Annotated in this window: 15 protein-coding genes; 13 read left to right on the forward strand and 2 right to left on the reverse strand. The window is 48.5% G+C overall.

The annotated features are described in order from the left end of the window. Positions 1 to 5: 5 nt before the first annotated feature. Positions 6 to 590: a hypothetical protein gene (locus IQ268_RS16720; RefSeq protein ID WP_193881303.1), complete on the reverse strand. Its 585-nt coding sequence runs from the start codon at positions 588 to 590 to the stop codon at positions 6 to 8. A gap of 70 nt (positions 591 to 660) precedes the next feature. Next, positions 661 to 1,149 carry a DUF1822 family protein gene (locus IQ268_RS16725; protein WP_339383362.1) on the reverse strand — a complete coding sequence of 163 codons (489 nt, stop codon included), beginning with the start codon at positions 1,147 to 1,149 and terminating at the stop codon, positions 661 to 663. A gap of 162 nt (positions 1,150 to 1,311) precedes the next feature. Between IQ268_RS16725 and IQ268_RS16730 the strand changes: the two genes are divergently transcribed. The 13 genes from IQ268_RS16730 (at position 1,312) to IQ268_RS16790 (ending at position 16,443) form a co-directional block, all read left to right on the forward strand. Beyond that, positions 1,312 to 1,857: a hypothetical protein gene (locus IQ268_RS16730; RefSeq protein WP_193881309.1), complete on the forward strand. Its 546-nt coding sequence runs from the start codon at positions 1,312 to 1,314 to the stop codon at positions 1,855 to 1,857. A 40-nt stretch (positions 1,858 to 1,897) separates the two neighbouring features. Continuing rightward, entirely contained in the window at positions 1,898 to 2,197 is a 300-nt protein-coding gene (locus IQ268_RS16735) for a hypothetical protein (protein WP_193881312.1), read from the forward strand. An 18-nt stretch (positions 2,198 to 2,215) separates the two neighbouring features. After that, positions 2,216 to 4,999 carry a hypothetical protein gene (locus tag IQ268_RS16740; protein ID WP_228035447.1) on the forward strand — a complete coding sequence of 928 codons (2,784 nt, stop codon included), beginning with the start codon at positions 2,216 to 2,218 and terminating at the stop codon, positions 4,997 to 4,999. Positions 5,000 to 5,035: 36 nt separating this feature from the next. Beyond that, positions 5,036 to 5,731 carry a hypothetical protein gene (locus IQ268_RS16745; RefSeq protein ID WP_193881315.1) on the forward strand — a complete coding sequence of 232 codons (696 nt, stop codon included), beginning with the start codon at positions 5,036 to 5,038 and terminating at the stop codon, positions 5,729 to 5,731. A 43-nt stretch (positions 5,732 to 5,774) separates the two neighbouring features. Beyond that, positions 5,775 to 6,839: a hypothetical protein gene (locus IQ268_RS16750; RefSeq protein WP_193881318.1), complete on the forward strand. Its 1,065-nt coding sequence runs from the start codon at positions 5,775 to 5,777 to the stop codon at positions 6,837 to 6,839. A gap of 171 nt (positions 6,840 to 7,010) precedes the next feature. Then, on the forward strand, positions 7,011 to 7,637 hold the full coding sequence (locus tag IQ268_RS16755; protein WP_193881321.1) for a hypothetical protein: 627 nt from the start codon (positions 7,011 to 7,013) through the stop codon (positions 7,635 to 7,637). Beyond that, entirely contained in the window at positions 7,634 to 9,454 is a 1,821-nt protein-coding gene (locus IQ268_RS16760; protein WP_193881323.1) for a TrbI/VirB10 family protein, read from the forward strand. Before IQ268_RS16755 ends, IQ268_RS16760 begins: the two co-directional genes overlap by 4 nt. Before the next feature lie 2 nt (positions 9,455 to 9,456). Further along, positions 9,457 to 10,173 (forward strand): hypothetical protein, encoded by a 717-nt coding sequence (locus tag IQ268_RS16765; RefSeq protein ID WP_193881325.1) that lies wholly within the window; start codon positions 9,457 to 9,459, stop codon positions 10,171 to 10,173. Between the two features lie 5 nt (positions 10,174 to 10,178). Beyond that, a complete protein-coding gene (locus tag IQ268_RS16770) occupies positions 10,179 to 12,026 on the forward strand; it encodes a hypothetical protein (RefSeq protein WP_193881327.1) in 1,848 nt (615 codons plus the stop codon). Between the two features lie 38 nt (positions 12,027 to 12,064). Next, the gene (locus IQ268_RS16775) at positions 12,065 to 12,640 is read left to right on the forward strand and encodes a hypothetical protein (protein WP_193881329.1); all 576 of its coding nucleotides are present in this window, start codon (positions 12,065 to 12,067) and stop codon (positions 12,638 to 12,640) included. A 4-nt stretch (positions 12,641 to 12,644) separates the two neighbouring features. Beyond that, positions 12,645 to 14,498 carry a type IV secretory system conjugative DNA transfer family protein gene (locus IQ268_RS16780; protein ID WP_193881331.1) on the forward strand — a complete coding sequence of 618 codons (1,854 nt, stop codon included), beginning with the start codon at positions 12,645 to 12,647 and terminating at the stop codon, positions 14,496 to 14,498. 13 nt (positions 14,499 to 14,511) lie between these two features. Then, positions 14,512 to 14,826 (forward strand): hypothetical protein, encoded by a 315-nt coding sequence (locus IQ268_RS16785; RefSeq protein WP_193881334.1) that lies wholly within the window; start codon positions 14,512 to 14,514, stop codon positions 14,824 to 14,826. Between the two features lie 6 nt (positions 14,827 to 14,832). Next, a complete protein-coding gene (locus IQ268_RS16790; RefSeq protein WP_193881338.1) occupies positions 14,833 to 16,443 on the forward strand; it encodes a hypothetical protein in 1,611 nt (536 codons plus the stop codon). Positions 16,444 to 16,446 lie beyond the last annotated feature (3 nt).

The raw sequence follows: 16,446 nt of genomic DNA on the forward strand, positions 1-16,446 counted from the left end.
CTCTATCAACGTTCAAAGGAATTAGTGGCCTTTCTTGCTCCTCGTTCTGGGTGAGCGATTTGGAAAGAGAACTTCTCCAATGCCTCGATTTGCTTTGGATCAAGCGAATGTTTGATCTGTCCGTTTTCCGCTATCAGTAATGGAGTGATTTTTTGGGAATGCTCTTGTTTCACCCCAAACACAACTCTGTTAGGACGAATCTCCCATGCAATATGATCATGCCTTCCCTTTATTGGATTGGTTGAGGCTGTTGCTGTTAGCCGCTGGACAATCGCCCTCAATTTGTTATCGTCAGTCGAACGATCGCGGTCGTTGGGACGTAGTGTTTTTAAAATCGTTTCGGCTGCTGCCAAATCCGTGAAATCATGGCGTAACGGTATGCCATTGCTGGAGCGCAACAACTCGTTCCTTCCTTGATGGAGGCTAATTGCTCCTTGCTGTTCTGATATCCTCAGTCCAGCTATATCCTTACGTCCTTGTTTGTACAATCCTTCAATTGTTGTAGCAATCTCCGAGACTGTCTTTTCAAGAATTAAACTGAACGCCTCAACGGTTGATCCTTCGACTTTCGACATCTGAACGGTAAACATGTCCCCTGTTTCCCCTGATTTTTCGTGGATGTTTGCTGTGAGTTTGTGAATCCTAAGCAAGCTTGCAAGGCTACGATCGCCTTAGAAATCGAGGCAGTGATTCTGGATTCTGAAGTTGGTGTAGAGTCAAAGTTTCTGATTCAATGCGTGGTGCAAATCCAAGAAGATCTACTTTTCGATTCACTAAATCAATTTGAATGGCAACATAACCAATGCGATCGCCCCACGCTTCTGGCGGCACTGTGCATTCCTGTTGGGAGGGAGAGAAAACGCAACATTCTAATGGGTCTCTCCCTCTCAATCTCAGGTCGGCTATCTCCGAGCATAAGCGTATGACTGGATTCCAACAATCACTGGAGAAGAGATCGGTTGGAATGCGCCTCGCTTGCAAATAAAAACTTAGACTGCCGACGGCGAGAATGCTCTTGTAGGTTTGGCGTTCCTTGTTGCCAGTCGGCTGTTGATTGGCAAATCTCGTAGCAGCTTGCCAAATATAGCCAGGAGTTGTCAGTGGTATAGAGGGAAATGGCTGCATGGTCTGTGGTGTGGAATAAAACATTAAAGCTAATTCATAGACAGCTATTAACTTATCTCTAAGTTGCGCCTCATTTACGCAAAAAAGTTTTTGAAAGTTTTTGCATAAAGTTTGAATCCCTAGCGATAACTCTTTAGAGGATACGAACACGTTGATTCAAAATCAAAATTTCTTGGGAGTAAGTCTATGTCAATGTCTGCAAGCCGGAGATCCTACTCATTGAAACTGGAAACCTTAATCCTGCTGACGGTAGCGATCGGGCTTCTACTAAGCGACCTAGTGTTTAACGCTAGTTCGTTCAGCACCACTGCAACATTAACGGGCAGCATTGGAGTCTCCGCCTTAATCTGGCATCACGAATTCAATATGGCCTCAAGGTGGCTAGGGCAGATCAATCGTCGATTCTACCTGCCAACTGTATTAATGGTCTTGGTCGGCTCATTGTTTGTGTTGAACATCCTCTCAGCACCAGCATCCGCGCAGTTTTATCAAGGTGCCCAGGATGCCATGACAGGTTTTTTCCCTGGTGCAGAGGAAGTAATCGCTTTAGTGTTCAACGTATTGCGGGGACTCTTCCTGATTTATTTGGGGATTTCCCTCGTAAAAGTTGTGCAGGCCCAACGACAAGATGAAGACTGGCAGAATTTAGCTCGAACTCCATTAATCATTCTGATTGCCATGACATTAGGGGATGTTTTGGCTGGATTCATTACTGGAGGTGTAGCGGCTTAGAGGTCAATGTTTTCCGTTTGAAGAGAAGGCGTAATTAATCATGAGCCGATCGCCAGAAGATTTCCGCCCCGTGAACCCCAATCTGGGGCTACATCCGAATGTTGGCCCCTTCCCTGCGGATCAAATCCTGCCCTGGATTGCCATAGCCGGGGGGTCTTACTACCTGTTTAAGCAATTACTGGGTTTTACCTGGCTCTGGACAGGAATGCTTGCTGCTTGGGGCATTGCAACGTGGTGGGTACTGACAGGTTCCAAATCCTGGAGGTTTCTATCGAAGTTCATTGGTACTCCATTTTGGGTGCGGGGATACGGTCGATATCGCCAAATCATTGACGACTGAACAGTATTGGATTGAGATATGCAACTTCTACCAAAATCACCCACAGAGAGCAAGGCTAGAACCGAGAATTCGACCAAGAAAGCTCGGAAAATTGGTGCTCGATCGGTTCATGATGGAACCCGAAAGCAGAAAGGAACACCACTAGAGGATTTCCTTCAACTGGCTACGATGTTACGAATTGAGCTGGATGGGCACCGTATCGGGGGCTATGTTCTCCGCAAGGGTGAAAACAACTTCATGATTCAGTTTGGATTTGAATGCCGGGGGCTGCATTCAACGTTGCGACAGGATCAAATTGACCCTATTTTTGACACGCTAGAAGCCGGGATAAAAGATTTCCCCATCGGGGAGAACCTGACTATCCACCTCAGCTCATTTACAACAGATGCTGTTCGTCAGGAAGACTTAAAAGCGTTATCGAGGCAAGCTCCTAGCCGAGAATTGCAGTATCTCCTAGCAGGCGAACGGGCCAGAGTCCGCGAGCTGACCGAGAAGGGAATTCGTAAACCAAAAACGCTCAGACTATATGGCACTTACACGGTAGAGCCGGACACCGAGGGCGCAACTGACATCATTGAAAAGTTGCTGGCACGGAGTGAGCGACTTTGGAAAAGCTTGACAGGAGAGCTGGACAAAATCCAGTTTGTTCGGATTGAGCGATTGCTGGCACAAGCCTATACCGATGGCTATCAACAGTGGGAACAACTTCTCGCCAACAAGCTCGGTTTACAAATTCGAGCCTTAGATGATGTGGAGCTGTGGAACCTGGCATGGCAGCGGTTCAATAATACGCCTCCCATTGAAGTCCCCCAAGTGTTGGTGCTCAACGAGGATGGACTACAAGAGATTGTGCGCTCTGAAGTTGCGCCATCCACTCTATTAGTCGAGCAGGTTGTTCCTGTTGCCGATCGCCAGTGGATTCATGTCAACAACGCTTATGTCGGGGTCATGAGCTTTGTTGATAAACCGGGAGGTTGGGGCAACAAAGAGTCACAACTGCGATATCTCTGGGAGGTAGTGGCAAAGGAGCGGATTTACGACACAGAGGTCATTTGTCAGCTCTCTCGTGCCAATGAATCGCTAGTCAAGACCAACATGCAGCGATTGACGAAGCAGGCGAATACTGCCACCGCGATCGCTGCGGATTCTAACTCTGTTGATGTCAAGGCTCATCTTAATATCCAAAAAGGGATTGATGCTCAAGCGGCTCTGTATGAAGGGGCGGTTCCATTTAATACCTCTGTTGTATTTCTAGTTCACCGTCCCAGCCGCAAAGAGCTAGATGATGCCTGCCGCTTCCTAAGTTCCCTCTTCTTGCGTCCGGCCTGGGTTGCCAGAGAATTGGAATATCCCTGGCGTGTGTGGCTACAAACGTTTCCCCTGGTCTGGGAACGGCTACTGGCTAAACCCTTTAATCGTCGGCAACTTTACTTGAATAGTGAAGTGCTTGGACTCATGCCGTTGATGCTCCCACGCACCTCTGATAGTAGGGGGCTTGAGTTAATTTCGGCTGAGGGTGGCTCACCCATTTATCTGGACTTATTCACCAAACATCGAAATTTAGGCTTATTTGGTACAACCCGTTCTGGAAAGTCAGTTATCGCAGCAGGTATTTTAACCCAAGCCTTAGCTCATGGGATGCCTGTTGTTGCGTTGGATTATCCCAAACCCGATGGCACAAGCACGTTTACGGATTACACCCAGTTTATGGGCGATCGAGGGGCTTATTTCAACATCTCAACTGAGAGTTCCAATCTGTTTGAACCACCTGATCTAAGGGATCTGCCACCCAAAGAACAGCACGATCGGCTAGAAGACTATAAGGATTTCCTCGTCTCAGCGCTCATGGTCATGGTGATTGGCTCAAAGGGAGGGGCCAGTTCAAAAGAAAGGTTGATGAATGACACCATCCGATCGATTCTCACCTTAGCCATTGATTCCTTTTTCAAAGATGATCAAATCCGCGATCGCTATGCTCAAGCGTTTCGGTCTGGTTTTGGAACCCCGCTATGGGAGGTGATGCCGACTCTAAAAGATTTCATCGGGTTTTGCTCTCATGAGCGCCTGCGGATGGAGGGCGCTTCAGGAGATATCAAAGATGGAATGCAGCAGATTAAGCTACGGCTTAATTTCTGGCTGGCCAGCCGAGTTGGGCGATCGCTCTCTCGCCCATCCACCTTTCGGGCTGATGCTCAGTTTTTGGTATTCGCTCTCGCGAATCTATCCAATGATGAGGATGCGGCAATCCTCTCTCTGAGTGCTTATTCAGCCGCTCTACGTCGTGCCCTAGCCTCTCCTAGATCACTCTTCTTCATTGATGAGAGTCCAATTCTGTTTGAATACGATGCGATTTCTAATTTAGTGGCGCGACTGTGTGCCAACGGTGCTAAAGCAGGCGTTAGAGTCATTCTCTCGGCACAAGATCCGGATACGATCGCCAATTCTCCGGGTGGAGCCAAGATTCTCCAAAACATGGGGACTCGCTTGATTGGTCGAATCGAGCCGATTGCCGTAGATAGTTTCGTTGAAATACTGAAATATCCTCGCGACATCATTGCCCAAAATTCTACAGAGAACTTCTTTCCTAAACGGGAAGGAATTTACTCTCAATGGCTGGTCGATGAAGGCGGCACCTTTACTCCAGCCCGATATTATCCGTCGTACCAACTCTTAGCGGCAGTAGCAAACAATCCCGACGAACAGGCTGCTCGAAGCGCGGCGTCAGCTCGGTATCCAGATAAGTTCATTGCCCTAACTGAATTTGCCAAAGAGCTAATTTCCTCTATTCGATCTGGTGCGTAAGCACTGCCAACTCTCTCATTACCAAGGACATTAATCATGAAACGACAAATTTCAATCCTGGTTCCTTTCGTAGTGGTACTAATTACTGCTTCTCCAGCTAAAGCCTCAGGGTTTGTAGATTCTGATTTTTCAGTGCAGGACTTCCTAGAGGAGAACATTCAAAGTGCCAGAGACTTCTTTGGAGACCTCGCTGGAGATGCCCAAGATGCCTTATCTAGCTTGTATGGAACTGTGGCTAATGTTCTTCCTCCTGATGTAATTGGGGCTTTGGGGTTGCCCGATCCTCAAGAAATGACCAGGATTGCACGGGAAGAATCAAGCGATGGCGCACTATTTACTGATGCAACGGCCTTGAGTGAAGGGCGCACTAGCGCTACAAAAGCCGCTGCTGGAATGGTACTTTCAACTGAATCTCAACAGAATGCGACGGTTGCTGCTGAAGATGCCGCCAATCGAGTCAACGCGGCGATCGCCTGTGATGAGGTAGCACAGGGATCAGTCGTCACACAGGACGTGATGAAGCAAGTCTCCTGCCAAATGACTCAGAACGCCGAGCTGATGAGAAAAGCTCATGAAGCAGCTCAAACTGCCAATATCACTGGAGCGCATACGGCTGAGCAACTCGCTGACTTAAATGCCAGAGAAGAGGCAAAGCGGACGGCAGACGCTGAAGGCCAGGTCGCAGATAGTGCTCGTTCCATTTGGCTGAGTGGGCAAACAGGGCTGTTCTAAGTTCCCTGTTCAAGTTGGTTTTACACGAAAAGACGAGAGTAAAATGACCCTGATTTTAGCCCAAGTTGAGAACAATCCATTCGGTGAGACTGCGACGACAATCCTGGAACAGGGGCAAGCCTCACAGCAGTTCATTTCCGAATCAATGGATCTGTTGTGGCAAGAAGTGCTGTTTGGGGGCTTGTATGGGGCGATCGCAAGGCTGGGATTGCTCATCGCCATCATGACGCTAGCCTTTTGGTTGGTGAAGTGGGCAAAGGCGATGATGGATGATGCCACTGGAGAGCCATTTTCTCAGCTAATTTTCCCGCTCATTGTGGTTGTTTTGTTAGCCAATAATGGGGCATTGCTGGCACAGTCTACCTTCCAGGGGCGAAGCATTCTCAATCAAGTCAATGCTGAACTTCTTGAATCTACGGCTCGTTCCTTTCGCTTGGATGAAGCGTTTCGACAACAAATGGAGCAGATTGGAGCTGAGAACGCGGCAACTGGACTAGCGAGCCAATGTGCTTCTATTCCCGATGCCGTTCAGCGCCAAAATTGTGTTGATCTAGCGAGAGCACAGATTGAGGAAAGCTCACCGGGTTTACTGGAGCGGATTGGGGAAGTTGGCACGTTTCTGTTGACAGGCGCAGGTTTGGGGCAAATCTTACGAACCTTTGTGATTCAGTTTGTATTGGTTGCGTTTGGGATTGCCTTTCAGTGGATTGTTGAGATCTCCTGGATGCTCACCGGACTGCTGGGGCCATTGGCGGTTGGTGGCACACTCCTTCCCTTCGGGCAAAAACCGATTGTGGCTTGGCTGACCGGATTCTTTTCAGTTGGCATGGTGAAACTCTCCTACAACATCATTGTTGGCCTGACAGCCACACTGGTTCAGAACGCAGGGCCAACAGAGCCGATGATTTTTGCTCTTGCCGTGGGGATTCTTGCTCCTATCTTGGCACTCATGATAGCGGCTGGAGGAGGAATGGCTGTTTTCAATGGGCTAAGTTCAGGGATTGCCACGATCGCTGGTACTGCCACTGGGGGCGGTATTTCTTACGCCCTCAGAGGTGTGGGTAGCGGCAGAGGAGCATCCCGTTCCCTACGCGCTAGTAGACGATAGCATTCGTTTTGATTAGGGGTAGCAATGGTTAACAATACACGACTTCATTTTCTTAAATCATCAAAGGACGAGCGATTCTCGATCAATGACATCTTAGGGATTCTAGCATTTGGATCAATTGGACTCAGCCTGCTTGTTTTGGTATTGCAGTGTTTGATTTATGTCAACTACATGAAACTGCTTCGCAAACCTGCTCCATCATTGGTTCAGTTGGCTTCTGGTGAGGCGATCGCTGTTGCACCATTGGCATCGAAAGAACGCACTCCTGAAGTGGTTCTAAATTTCACCAGAGATACCCTGACACTCCTGCTGACGTGGACGGGGATTGTACCGGGAGAATTCGGAGCAGATGGCGACAAGGTGGTAGATCCTGGAGTGACGATTCCTGGGCCTGATGATCGTGGATCGATGAAAATCTCAACCGCCGCTTATCATGGAGGATTTGCCTTGTCCGAGGACTTCCGTAAAGAGTTCCTCCAGGAATTAGGGCAGTTGATGCCAAAAAGCATCTTCAATGGAAAGAGCCAAGTGGTGTTTGTGCCGATTGAGTTTGGCTCTCCGGTTCAGGTTGAGCCAGGGGTGTGGAGCGTCAATGTGGTGGCAAACCTAATGGTATTCAACCAAAACAACGTATTGGGGAAGCCGATCGCCTTTAACAAGCAAATTATCGTGAAGGCCGTTGATGCTCCTCAATTTGATGCCAATGCGAGCGGGCTTCCACTCCTCATTCAAAATATTCGAGCTAGCGGTCTAGAAATTAATTTGATTCGTGATTTAAATGAGGGAGGAGTTCAATGAACAACACTTCTGAGAACAACACTTCTGATTTTGAATGGGATGAAGCATCCTTCGACAAGCTGGTTGGGCTAGAGCCAGATGAACAAACTGTTTCCCCATCTGCAACCAAAAAGGCAGCACCTAAAGAGTCTCAGGTCGTAGAGCCAACACCCAAAGAGCCTCAGGCCGTAGAGCCAACGGCAGCGACTGTTAACCCGATTCTTTCTGATAAAGAACTATTCGATGATCCGCATCAGAATGCGACCCCCAAGAAATTGTCAGGTAGTCCTTGGGCCAAGGTGACAATGGTGGGTGCAGGGCTTTTTGTCATTTTTGGTACTGCTGGTCTGATGGTCAGCCGAATCATGACAGAAGGGGGAAAGGTTGATCTTCAGACCTTTGATCCTGGTGCTCCCAGCCCATCACCATCACCATCACCATCATCATCACCAGTGGATAAGGATGGCAAAACCGTTGGCGAATTGAAAGGGGAATTGGCGCTCTCTCAACAAAAAGATGGGTTCCAAGCAGCAGAAGAGGCCGCTAATGGACAGCGAGCGGATGAGGTTAGCCCGACCGATCTCGATGCCCAACAACGAAGGAATGCCCAATCTCAACCTCCGCAATCAACCGTTGCCGTTGCCCGGATTCCTCCCCCTGTTCCTCCTGCTCCTGCTCGAACCGTTGCCCGGACTCCTCCCCCTGTTCGCCAAGCCGCTGCTCCACCCTCCAGAACGGCATCTTCTGGATCGCCTGGTGGTGGTTCAGCTCGTGCAGCACAACCCCGACCTGTTTCCCCAGCCGAGGAACTAAACAATTCAATTGAGCAATGGGAAGTTTTGGCGCAGGTAGGCAGTTATGAAACAACTGCCATACCAGTGAGTGAAACCACAGTAGCCTCTATCCCAACGGCTGCAAGAATTCAAACGCCTCGCTCTTTCAGTCGAGATGCCCTACTGGTTCGGGATGATTCTCCAGAAACGCTTCTAGCTCAATCAATTGCGGAGGTCTCTCCATCCGATCCAACTCTAGCCCAAATCGAAGAAGCCAAACTACAAGCTCAACAGACGCGATCGCAGCTACCACCAGGGGATATGGTGCCAACGGTTTCGACGACTGTCGAGACATCCCCTACTGTTACTGACGTTGAACCGTCAATACAGGCACAAGCCCCACTCGCGGAGTTGGAATCTAGGGTGCTGGAAGGGATACCCACCACCACCACCCAACAGTTACCCACTGGAACTAACGCGATAGGGACGCTATCCAGCCCATTAATGTGGGCAGATAATGCCAATCTGGATTCACGGTTTGTCGTCACGCTCGATGAACCATTACTCGATAGCTCAGGACAAGTTGCCGTTCCAGTCGAGACCAGTCTTGTTTTTGAGTTAAATGCGGTTAGTGGGAATGGGTTAGTTTCTGCGTCTGCTGTATCCATTGTTAGTAATGGATCTGAATTGGCTCTACCAGAGAGGGCAATCACATTACAGGGACTAGATGGCCCGTTGTTTGCCGAGCAAGATTCCGATGATGGCGGGATTGATTTGTCGTCTGCATTAGTGGGGGCGATCGCCAATGTAGGAGCGGTTATCACTCAACCGGATACTCAAGTCTCGCAGACTTTTAATGGGGGCTTTTCAAGTTCATCCAGCTCTACCCGTGGCAACCGAAATGTTTTAGGGGCTGTGTTGGAGGGTGCTGCTACGCCCGTGTTAGAGCAGATCACGGAGCGTAATCAACAAGCACTCCGAACGGTGGGGCCGCAAGAGAGCGTTTGGTATCTCCCTGCTGGTGAGTCGGTGCAAGTCTTCGTCAATCAGTCATTGGAGTTCTAATCATGAAATACTTCAAGACCTGGACAGGTTCAGTTCTATTGTTGTCTCTCTTCGCGTTGATCGCACCAACAGCCAGAGCCAATGGAGTTCGTCAACTCGCCCGGACGGACGATCTGACAATTCCGATATCACCGGGCTATGGGGTCAACGTCAGTTTCATCCCAACGGGTGAAACGATTCAGCAAGTTTGGTTGGACGATCCCAGTTGGCTCACCCTGGATGCAGATGGATGCTTATCTGGATTAGGCCGAACCAACCAAAACTGTGATTCCAATGCGCCTGCCACAATTCTGCATCTGCGGCGAATTGAGCGGTTGAATATGCCAGGTATCCCTAGAGCAGAACAAGCTCAATTAAACGTTGTGACTCGTTCTGCTAGTGGCGATCGCCAGATCTATGTATTCCGATTGAATCCTGCGGAAACGTCTCCTAACCACACCATTGAGATAGTTCCCACGATTGTTCGTGAATTACAAACCGTCGATGCTCTAGCGGTGCGGCGGGGGCGCTCATCGGCTATTCAGCAAGGACAAATCGAAAGTGGTGGAGCGTTGGATCAACGAATCACTCGTTTTCTCTCGCTACTGGCATCACAACCTACACCGACTGCAGCTCAATCGGCTGGCATCTCCCTTGAACTTGTTGCCCGATTAGAGCAACTGGGACAGAGCAATGCTAGCCAGCCCCATCCCAAGGCAACATCAACCTATCTGAGGTAATCGCAATGATTAGATTCAAACGAACGGTTGGGCGATCGCTCTACTTTTTCGTGACTGGACTAGGGTTTGCCTTATTGTTATCGGGAGTTCTGGTATTTCGTCCCGATCAGTTGATGGCGGCAACCAGCTCGATTCCAGTGGTGGAGCAGAATGGAGCGCTGATTCCTGACTTCAACCAAATTAGCTTTAATCGATTGCCTGCATTGGAAGGATCAGGGAGTTTTGAAGCACCTCCAGAGATGAAAATCGGTAGCTTCAGTTGGACTGAAGGCGATCGCGTAGCTGATGTTGTGCCCATCGGCACCTTTCCCGATGATTTAATGACACTTGATTTGACAACAGTTAGTGCATTGGGTGGGGTTGCTTTAGAATCAACAGCGTTACGCGACTTCTTCCCAATGGAGCTGCAAACGTTAGGGACGTTGGTTGAGTCGATCCCGTCGTTGGAAGAATTCAGAATTGATCAAGTTCCACCAGTTGATACGTTGCTAGAGGAGTTGGTGGGGAATGTGGATAATTCCCAAACCATCGGAGAATTGTTGGAGGATTCCTCACACCTCAACGATCTAGCCTTTGTAGATGCTCCGGCCTCATTGGAGCACGCTATCACGTCTATCCCGAATCTGGATCGAACGGCATTTCAAGATATCTTTGAGGCTTCAGAAAGCCCCATCAGTGGCATCCCTGGTTTAGAGAATGCAGTGTGGGCTGATTTATTTAGCTCCATTTCGATTCCGAGGGCTGGTGAAGTATCAGGGTTGGTTGATATTGTCTTCTCCCCAGCAGAATCGAAGCGCGATCGCCCTATCAGCGGCTCGACTGAACAACCCAATGCCATCTGCAACGAAGGATGCGCCCACATTGAGTTATCCAGTGCTAATGGCAGCTCGGCATTACGGGGGCGGCACTGGATGAGTGGTAAATATCAGAAGGTTGAAGGAGGCTTCGGCGTTCTTCAGAATGCCTTGTCCTATGACGGTTCTCCTGGGATGGAACCGACCGGGCTGCATCCATTTGGCAATACCTTTAAGGTTGCACTGTGGGACACGGATGAAACAGAGGCTTCGGCTAGCTTTGCTCTCTTCTTTAGAATCTGTAAACGGGGCATTCCAGACTTGGGATGTACCCCCTACGCCGTTGGCCCTATCCCCATTCTGACGCTTCAGGAAACCGACCCTATTTATCTTGGCTTAACCCGATTGGGTGGTACCTCTGGCCCCTCTACCATGACCAGTGAATCTGAAGCATGGTTGTCCAGTCACCGTTCAGGCACTTTATCACCCTCTGCGACAACATCGAGTACGGGTTCTCGACGCTCTACTGCTGCTCTCACTGCAACTGACGTTGGTTTTGGTGCATTCAGTCGAGAACCTTATCGAGGTGTTGAAACCCAACGCCTTTCAGGTGTGCTAGCGCAAGCAGAAGGAGCCAATTATTCAACGGTTAGCCCTGTTGTTTGTGATGGGCAACAGGGGTGTAGCCGAGTGCTTGGGTTGGGTTTAAAGTCAAACGATCCAGCCGTTCGGGATGCGATCGCAGCCAAGTCAGGAGGTGCTCAGTTCCTCAGCGATGTTGATCGTGGTGGAGCTGTACCGGGTGTTCGATTGCTTGAATATTTATCCCAATCCGAACAAGACCAGCTACGAGAGGCTGAGGTGCGATCGCTAATTGATGTAGCCTCCCAGCAGGTTGATCCAGCTACACGCCAAGCATATGAGAATGGGCCGATCGATCGCATGATTGCGCGAACGGCTGAAATTTATTTTGGTGGGTCTGGATCTCAACCCGGAACAGAAGCTTTAAGTTCTCGTACTACGAGGGTTCTAGAAGCCTATCAAACCCGCTCTCGCTAATAAGATTTTTGATTGGAGAAGCAAAAGGGATTCTAGATATGAAACAGGTTGTTTTAGCCTATCAACAGTTTAATCGGTTGCCAAAGCTCATTAGAATAATGTGTTTTGGGTTTGCGATCGCCTTAGTACAAACGGGTTTTTCAATTGCTTCTCTAGTTAATTCGACAAGCGATAGAAATGGCTTTGTAAAAGCTGAAACAGTTGTACCCAAATCAATATTGGAGAAGGCAATTGCTGAGAATTCCATTGAAGGCAATGCACTAAATTCCAAAACAGTTAAAGCATTGGAAATCGTTGGTCAAGATAGCAATCTATTTGTCTTTGATTTCAACACCTCCGAGCTATGCGGGAAAGCTGGATGCTTATACTCCATCTACTCTGAAGGTGGCAATCAGTTGTTGAATACCTATCTGTTTAATAATGTGCCAGAAAGGTTTGAAGTGTTTGAGGTAAATGGTTCTGCTGAAGGATTGCCTTGTCTTCTAATTCATCAACCTGATCCTGAAAGGATGGTGGGCGAGGCTTTGATTGTCGTATCAGAGCAGTATTGCTATCAGGGTCATTCTGAAAGTTTGGTCAAGTTAATGCAGCAAAAACAATCAATTCAGCAGTAAGCTAATGTCAAATTCTTCTACCACGATCGCCACCGTTGGAACTACTACTACATCATCTACCACGTCTTCGTTGAATCGAACGTTTGACGGTTTGAAGAATGCTGGTAGCACTCAAACATGGTTGATGGTTATTGGCCTAATTATTGTCATAGCGGGGTTACAACTCTTCAGCAGCAACCAGAAAGGAAAAATCGCGACAGGGTATTGGGGGGGAGCCAAAGAGAAATCCCGTGCTCGCAAGAAAGCCAAAACGCAAATGGCAAAAGTGACCCGCAATAACGTGGCGCTTTATGTTGGAATGCCAACAGATATCAGGTCACGCTTAGAACAAGAGTGGATAGCGAAAGGGGCGATCGCCAAGAAGCCTAAGAACAGGTTTGATAAGATTATCAAGCCGTCACCCACCTTGTACCTGCCCGATGCTCAAAGAGGTACGTCTGTTGCTGGCGCGGCTGGAAGCGGCAAAACGTTCAGCGTCATTGATCCGTTAATTCGTTCTTCGTTAGATCAGGGTTTCCCAACGATCATCTATGACTTTAAATATCCCTCCCAGACGAAGCGGGCTGTTGCCTATGCAATGAAACGAGGCTATACGGTTCGAGTCTTTGCTCCAGGCTTCCCAGAGAGCGAAATTTGTAACCCTCTTGATCTGATTCGGAATGAAGAAGATGCTGTTGCAGCAGGGCAGTTCTCGCAAGTGGTCAGCAAAAACTTCGATCGCACGGGCGGCAGTAGTGGCAGTGGTGACAAGTTTTTTGAAGAAGCTGGAGATAACTTGGTTGAAGGAATCTTGCTTGTCACAAAAGCCATTGCCACGCTGACAAAGCAAACTCAATACTGCGATCTGATGATGGCTCAGGCGATCCTCAGCTTGGGCGATTTGCCACACCGTTTAGAAGCTGCAACTAATAACGGAACTTTAAAGGTTTGGACGACGCGACCGTTAAGTCAAGTCGTCTCGGTCAAGGACAGCGAGAAAACGGTTGCCGGAATCATTGGAACTGCACAACGGTTGTTTCTTCGCTTCTTAAAGAAGGATTTTATTGGTGCCTTTTGTGGGCAGACGACGCTACCCCTTGATATTGATGGCAAGCAGCTTGTTATCTTTGGCCTCGATCGCAACAACCGAGATATCGTTGGCCCGTTGTTGGCAGCCATTCTTCACATGATTATTGCTCGGAATGTATCGAGAACAGTTCCCCGGAAAGATCCACTGGTTGTGGTGCTCGACGAACTTCCAACACTCTACTTGCCTCAATTGGTGAATTGGCTCAATGAAAACCGAGAAGATGGCTTTTGTGGAATTTTGGGGTATCAGAACATTGCACAGCTAGAAAAAGTGTATGGGAAGGAACTCGCTAGAGCGATTTTTGGAGGTACGGCCTGTAAGTTTCTGTTTAATCCCCAGGATGGTGAGTCGGCCAAGATTTTTGCCGATTACTTAGGGGAGCAAGAGGTCGAGTTCAAGTCAAAATCTCGTAGCTATGGCAAAGGAGGTGGATCTCGGAGCACTAACGACAATCGGCAAAAGCGCCATTTGATTGAGCCGTCGCAAATGCTAAAGCTCAAGACAGGTCGAGCTGTGGTAATTAATCCAGCCTATGAACGTGGAAAAGAAGCCTACGTTCCGCTGCTCCAATCCATTAAGGTGCCCCAGGAAGATATAGACGAAATGGCCTGGGCAGAGCAAATGTGGGACATCGTTCGCGCTCGATTGATTGAGCAAAATCGCAACGTTGTTTCAGATGATGCTCGACGAGAGCAATTTGAGATACGCCAACGGTTAGCAGAGGAGCTATTTCCTTTGCCTGCCGAACCATCTGAATCTGGTTTCGCATCATTATCTGATGCATTTTAAGGAGGGATAGAACGTGATAAGAGTCTTCTCAGAGAGTGCCGATGTTGTTTTAAGTCAACATCCACAATGGCAGTCGGCTGTTAGTGACGCATTACTCTTAGGTCAATGGCCTGCGGAGCGATCGCCCATCTGCGTTGAAGTTTTTGATCAAAGTGGCTTGCTATCAGGGCAAATCTACGATCATTTTTACACCGTGATGTTGCCCAAGAACCATCGCTCCCAGTTTCAAGCCTGGTGCTTTGATGGGGAACTGGTGTGTTTGCTTGTTGGAAAGGAGATTGTTATCGATCGCCTTCAGGACTTAGACCATCCTTTAACTCAGGGGTAGTAAATTATGCTGGCACATCAAAGCGACGCTGAACGAATTCAACGACTGTATGCTGAGTTTGCTCTAAGGTTTCAAAAAGCCTTTGGTGATTTCTTAGAGGCTTCAATCAATGCCGACCAAAAAATAGAGAGAGACGAGGAACACAAGAGCGATCAACCTCCTGCACTAGAATCTCTTCCAGACGACATCAAAATAAAAGTCAAAGACGGCGCAAACGAACGAATCGTTTATGGCACATCGTCCAAGGGTGTGTTTGTTGATGAAGTCTCAGGTAATCCAGGCTTGATTGATGCGTTAAACGTGCGCCTTCAGCAACCTGTATCATCGGATGTCGATCGCCAAGACTATGGCAGCAAACACGCCAAAATCTTAATTACTGCTCCTGATAAGTCCGAGTTGTTTCGTCAAGAAGCAGATGGAAACATAACGGTTAATGAAATCCAGTTTCCACCACCAGAACGAGCACAGACCGTTCAACCCATTGTGACAGAACCCTCCAGTGTTGCGTCTATCACTGATCCTGTCTCTAAAGAAGAGATAGATGATGGGTGGAATGTCTGGGAAAGGCTAATCGAGGATAGTACAGCACCTGTGAATCTAGATGCAACAGCCTCGGCGTGGAGGGAGCAACCCTCGTTTGTTGAGATCTATTCGTCCGTCATACCAAAGGACAAACAAACTGGAGTATCCGCCATCACTCAAGCTCTCCAGGATGTGCCTGAGACCGAAACAGTAGCGAAGCTAAGGCTTGCAACAGCCCAGATGGAAAAAGGGCTTGAGAGTCAACAAACAGCACCACCTAGCCCGGAAAAAGCAGTGCTGGAGCACTTGGTTGAGCAACGGATGCAGACAGCACAAGATCCAGGTGGATGGGCCATCTTCTCTAAGATTGGCAAAGGGCTTGAAGCACTACAAAACTGGTGGGAACAACGGAATGCCGCTGCAACCATTAGTAAATTTGCCAACACGATTGACTTGCCTCCAGGTGAATCGTATGAGTCTGCTGATTACACACTGTCTCGAGCACGAGACGATGGCTCATTCACTTTGAGCGATCGTGAAGGTAATGCTGTTCTCAGTTTTAATAGGCTGCTGGGGGTGCCTATCATTGATTCTGAAAAAACGAATCTGGATGCAGGCCACCTTTATCAAATCAATCGGCTAGCCGCTGAGCTAAAACAACAACAAACACCTTCTGGAGCATTTTTAGATCGGGATGTTGATAGAACTGCAATGTCAGCTCAAGTCAATCAAGCTATTCAAACTCTTCGGAGTTACGCCGATGCTCAACCAAATAAAACTGCAAGTTTCACGGGTGGGCCGAAAGACTTCAGTTGGCAGGTTGACCCACAAGGTGTTGTTAAAGTAGGCATTCCCAAGGATGGGAAGCTTCAAGCTTTAATTCATGCTAATGGCGGTTCTGTACAGATTAGCCCTGACCTCGATCGCAAGCTTATTTCATCTCTTACAAATCGTCTTGCGATCGTGCGTAATGTAGCTCAATCCCAATCAGTTCAGCAGGAGCCATCACATCAGAAAGTGGTTCCTTTAAACAGCGGGGGGCGCGTAGGTGGGAACGTTCCGACTCGTAAAGCAACAGCGAATATGGAGCTTTAGCCG

The sequence above is a fragment of the Oculatella sp. LEGE 06141 genome (assembly GCF_015207605.1).
Classification (GTDB): domain Bacteria; phylum Cyanobacteriota; class Cyanobacteriia; order Elainellales; family Elainellaceae; genus Oculatella.

Coding starts and splice junctions, on each gene's coding strand:
- IQ268_RS16735 (WP_193881312.1), top strand. CDS start 1,898: ATGAGCCGATCGCCAGAAGATTTCCGCCCCGTGAACCCCAATCTGGGG.
- IQ268_RS16740 (WP_228035447.1), top strand. CDS start 2,216: ATGCAACTTCTACCAAAATCACCCACAGAGAGCAAGGCTAGAACCGAG.
- IQ268_RS16790 (WP_193881338.1), top strand. CDS start 14,833: ATGCTGGCACATCAAAGCGACGCTGAACGAATTCAACGACTGTATGCT.
- IQ268_RS16755 (WP_193881321.1), top strand. CDS start 7,011: ATGAAACTGCTTCGCAAACCTGCTCCATCATTGGTTCAGTTGGCTTCT.
- IQ268_RS16725 (WP_339383362.1), bottom strand. CDS start 1,149: ATGTTTTATTCCACACCACAGACCATGCAGCCATTTCCCTCTATACCA.
- IQ268_RS16750 (WP_193881318.1), top strand. CDS start 5,775: ATGACCCTGATTTTAGCCCAAGTTGAGAACAATCCATTCGGTGAGACT.
- IQ268_RS16760 (WP_193881323.1), top strand. CDS start 7,634: ATGAACAACACTTCTGAGAACAACACTTCTGATTTTGAATGGGATGAA.
- IQ268_RS16720 (WP_193881303.1), bottom strand. CDS start 590: ATGTTTACCGTTCAGATGTCGAAAGTCGAAGGATCAACCGTTGAGGCG.
- IQ268_RS16765 (WP_193881325.1), top strand. CDS start 9,457: ATGAAATACTTCAAGACCTGGACAGGTTCAGTTCTATTGTTGTCTCTC.
- IQ268_RS16780 (WP_193881331.1), top strand. CDS start 12,645: ATGTCAAATTCTTCTACCACGATCGCCACCGTTGGAACTACTACTACA.
- IQ268_RS16730 (WP_193881309.1), top strand. CDS start 1,312: ATGTCAATGTCTGCAAGCCGGAGATCCTACTCATTGAAACTGGAAACC.
- IQ268_RS16770 (WP_193881327.1), top strand. CDS start 10,179: ATGATTAGATTCAAACGAACGGTTGGGCGATCGCTCTACTTTTTCGTG.
- IQ268_RS16745 (WP_193881315.1), top strand. CDS start 5,036: ATGAAACGACAAATTTCAATCCTGGTTCCTTTCGTAGTGGTACTAATT.
- IQ268_RS16775 (WP_193881329.1), top strand. CDS start 12,065: ATGAAACAGGTTGTTTTAGCCTATCAACAGTTTAATCGGTTGCCAAAG.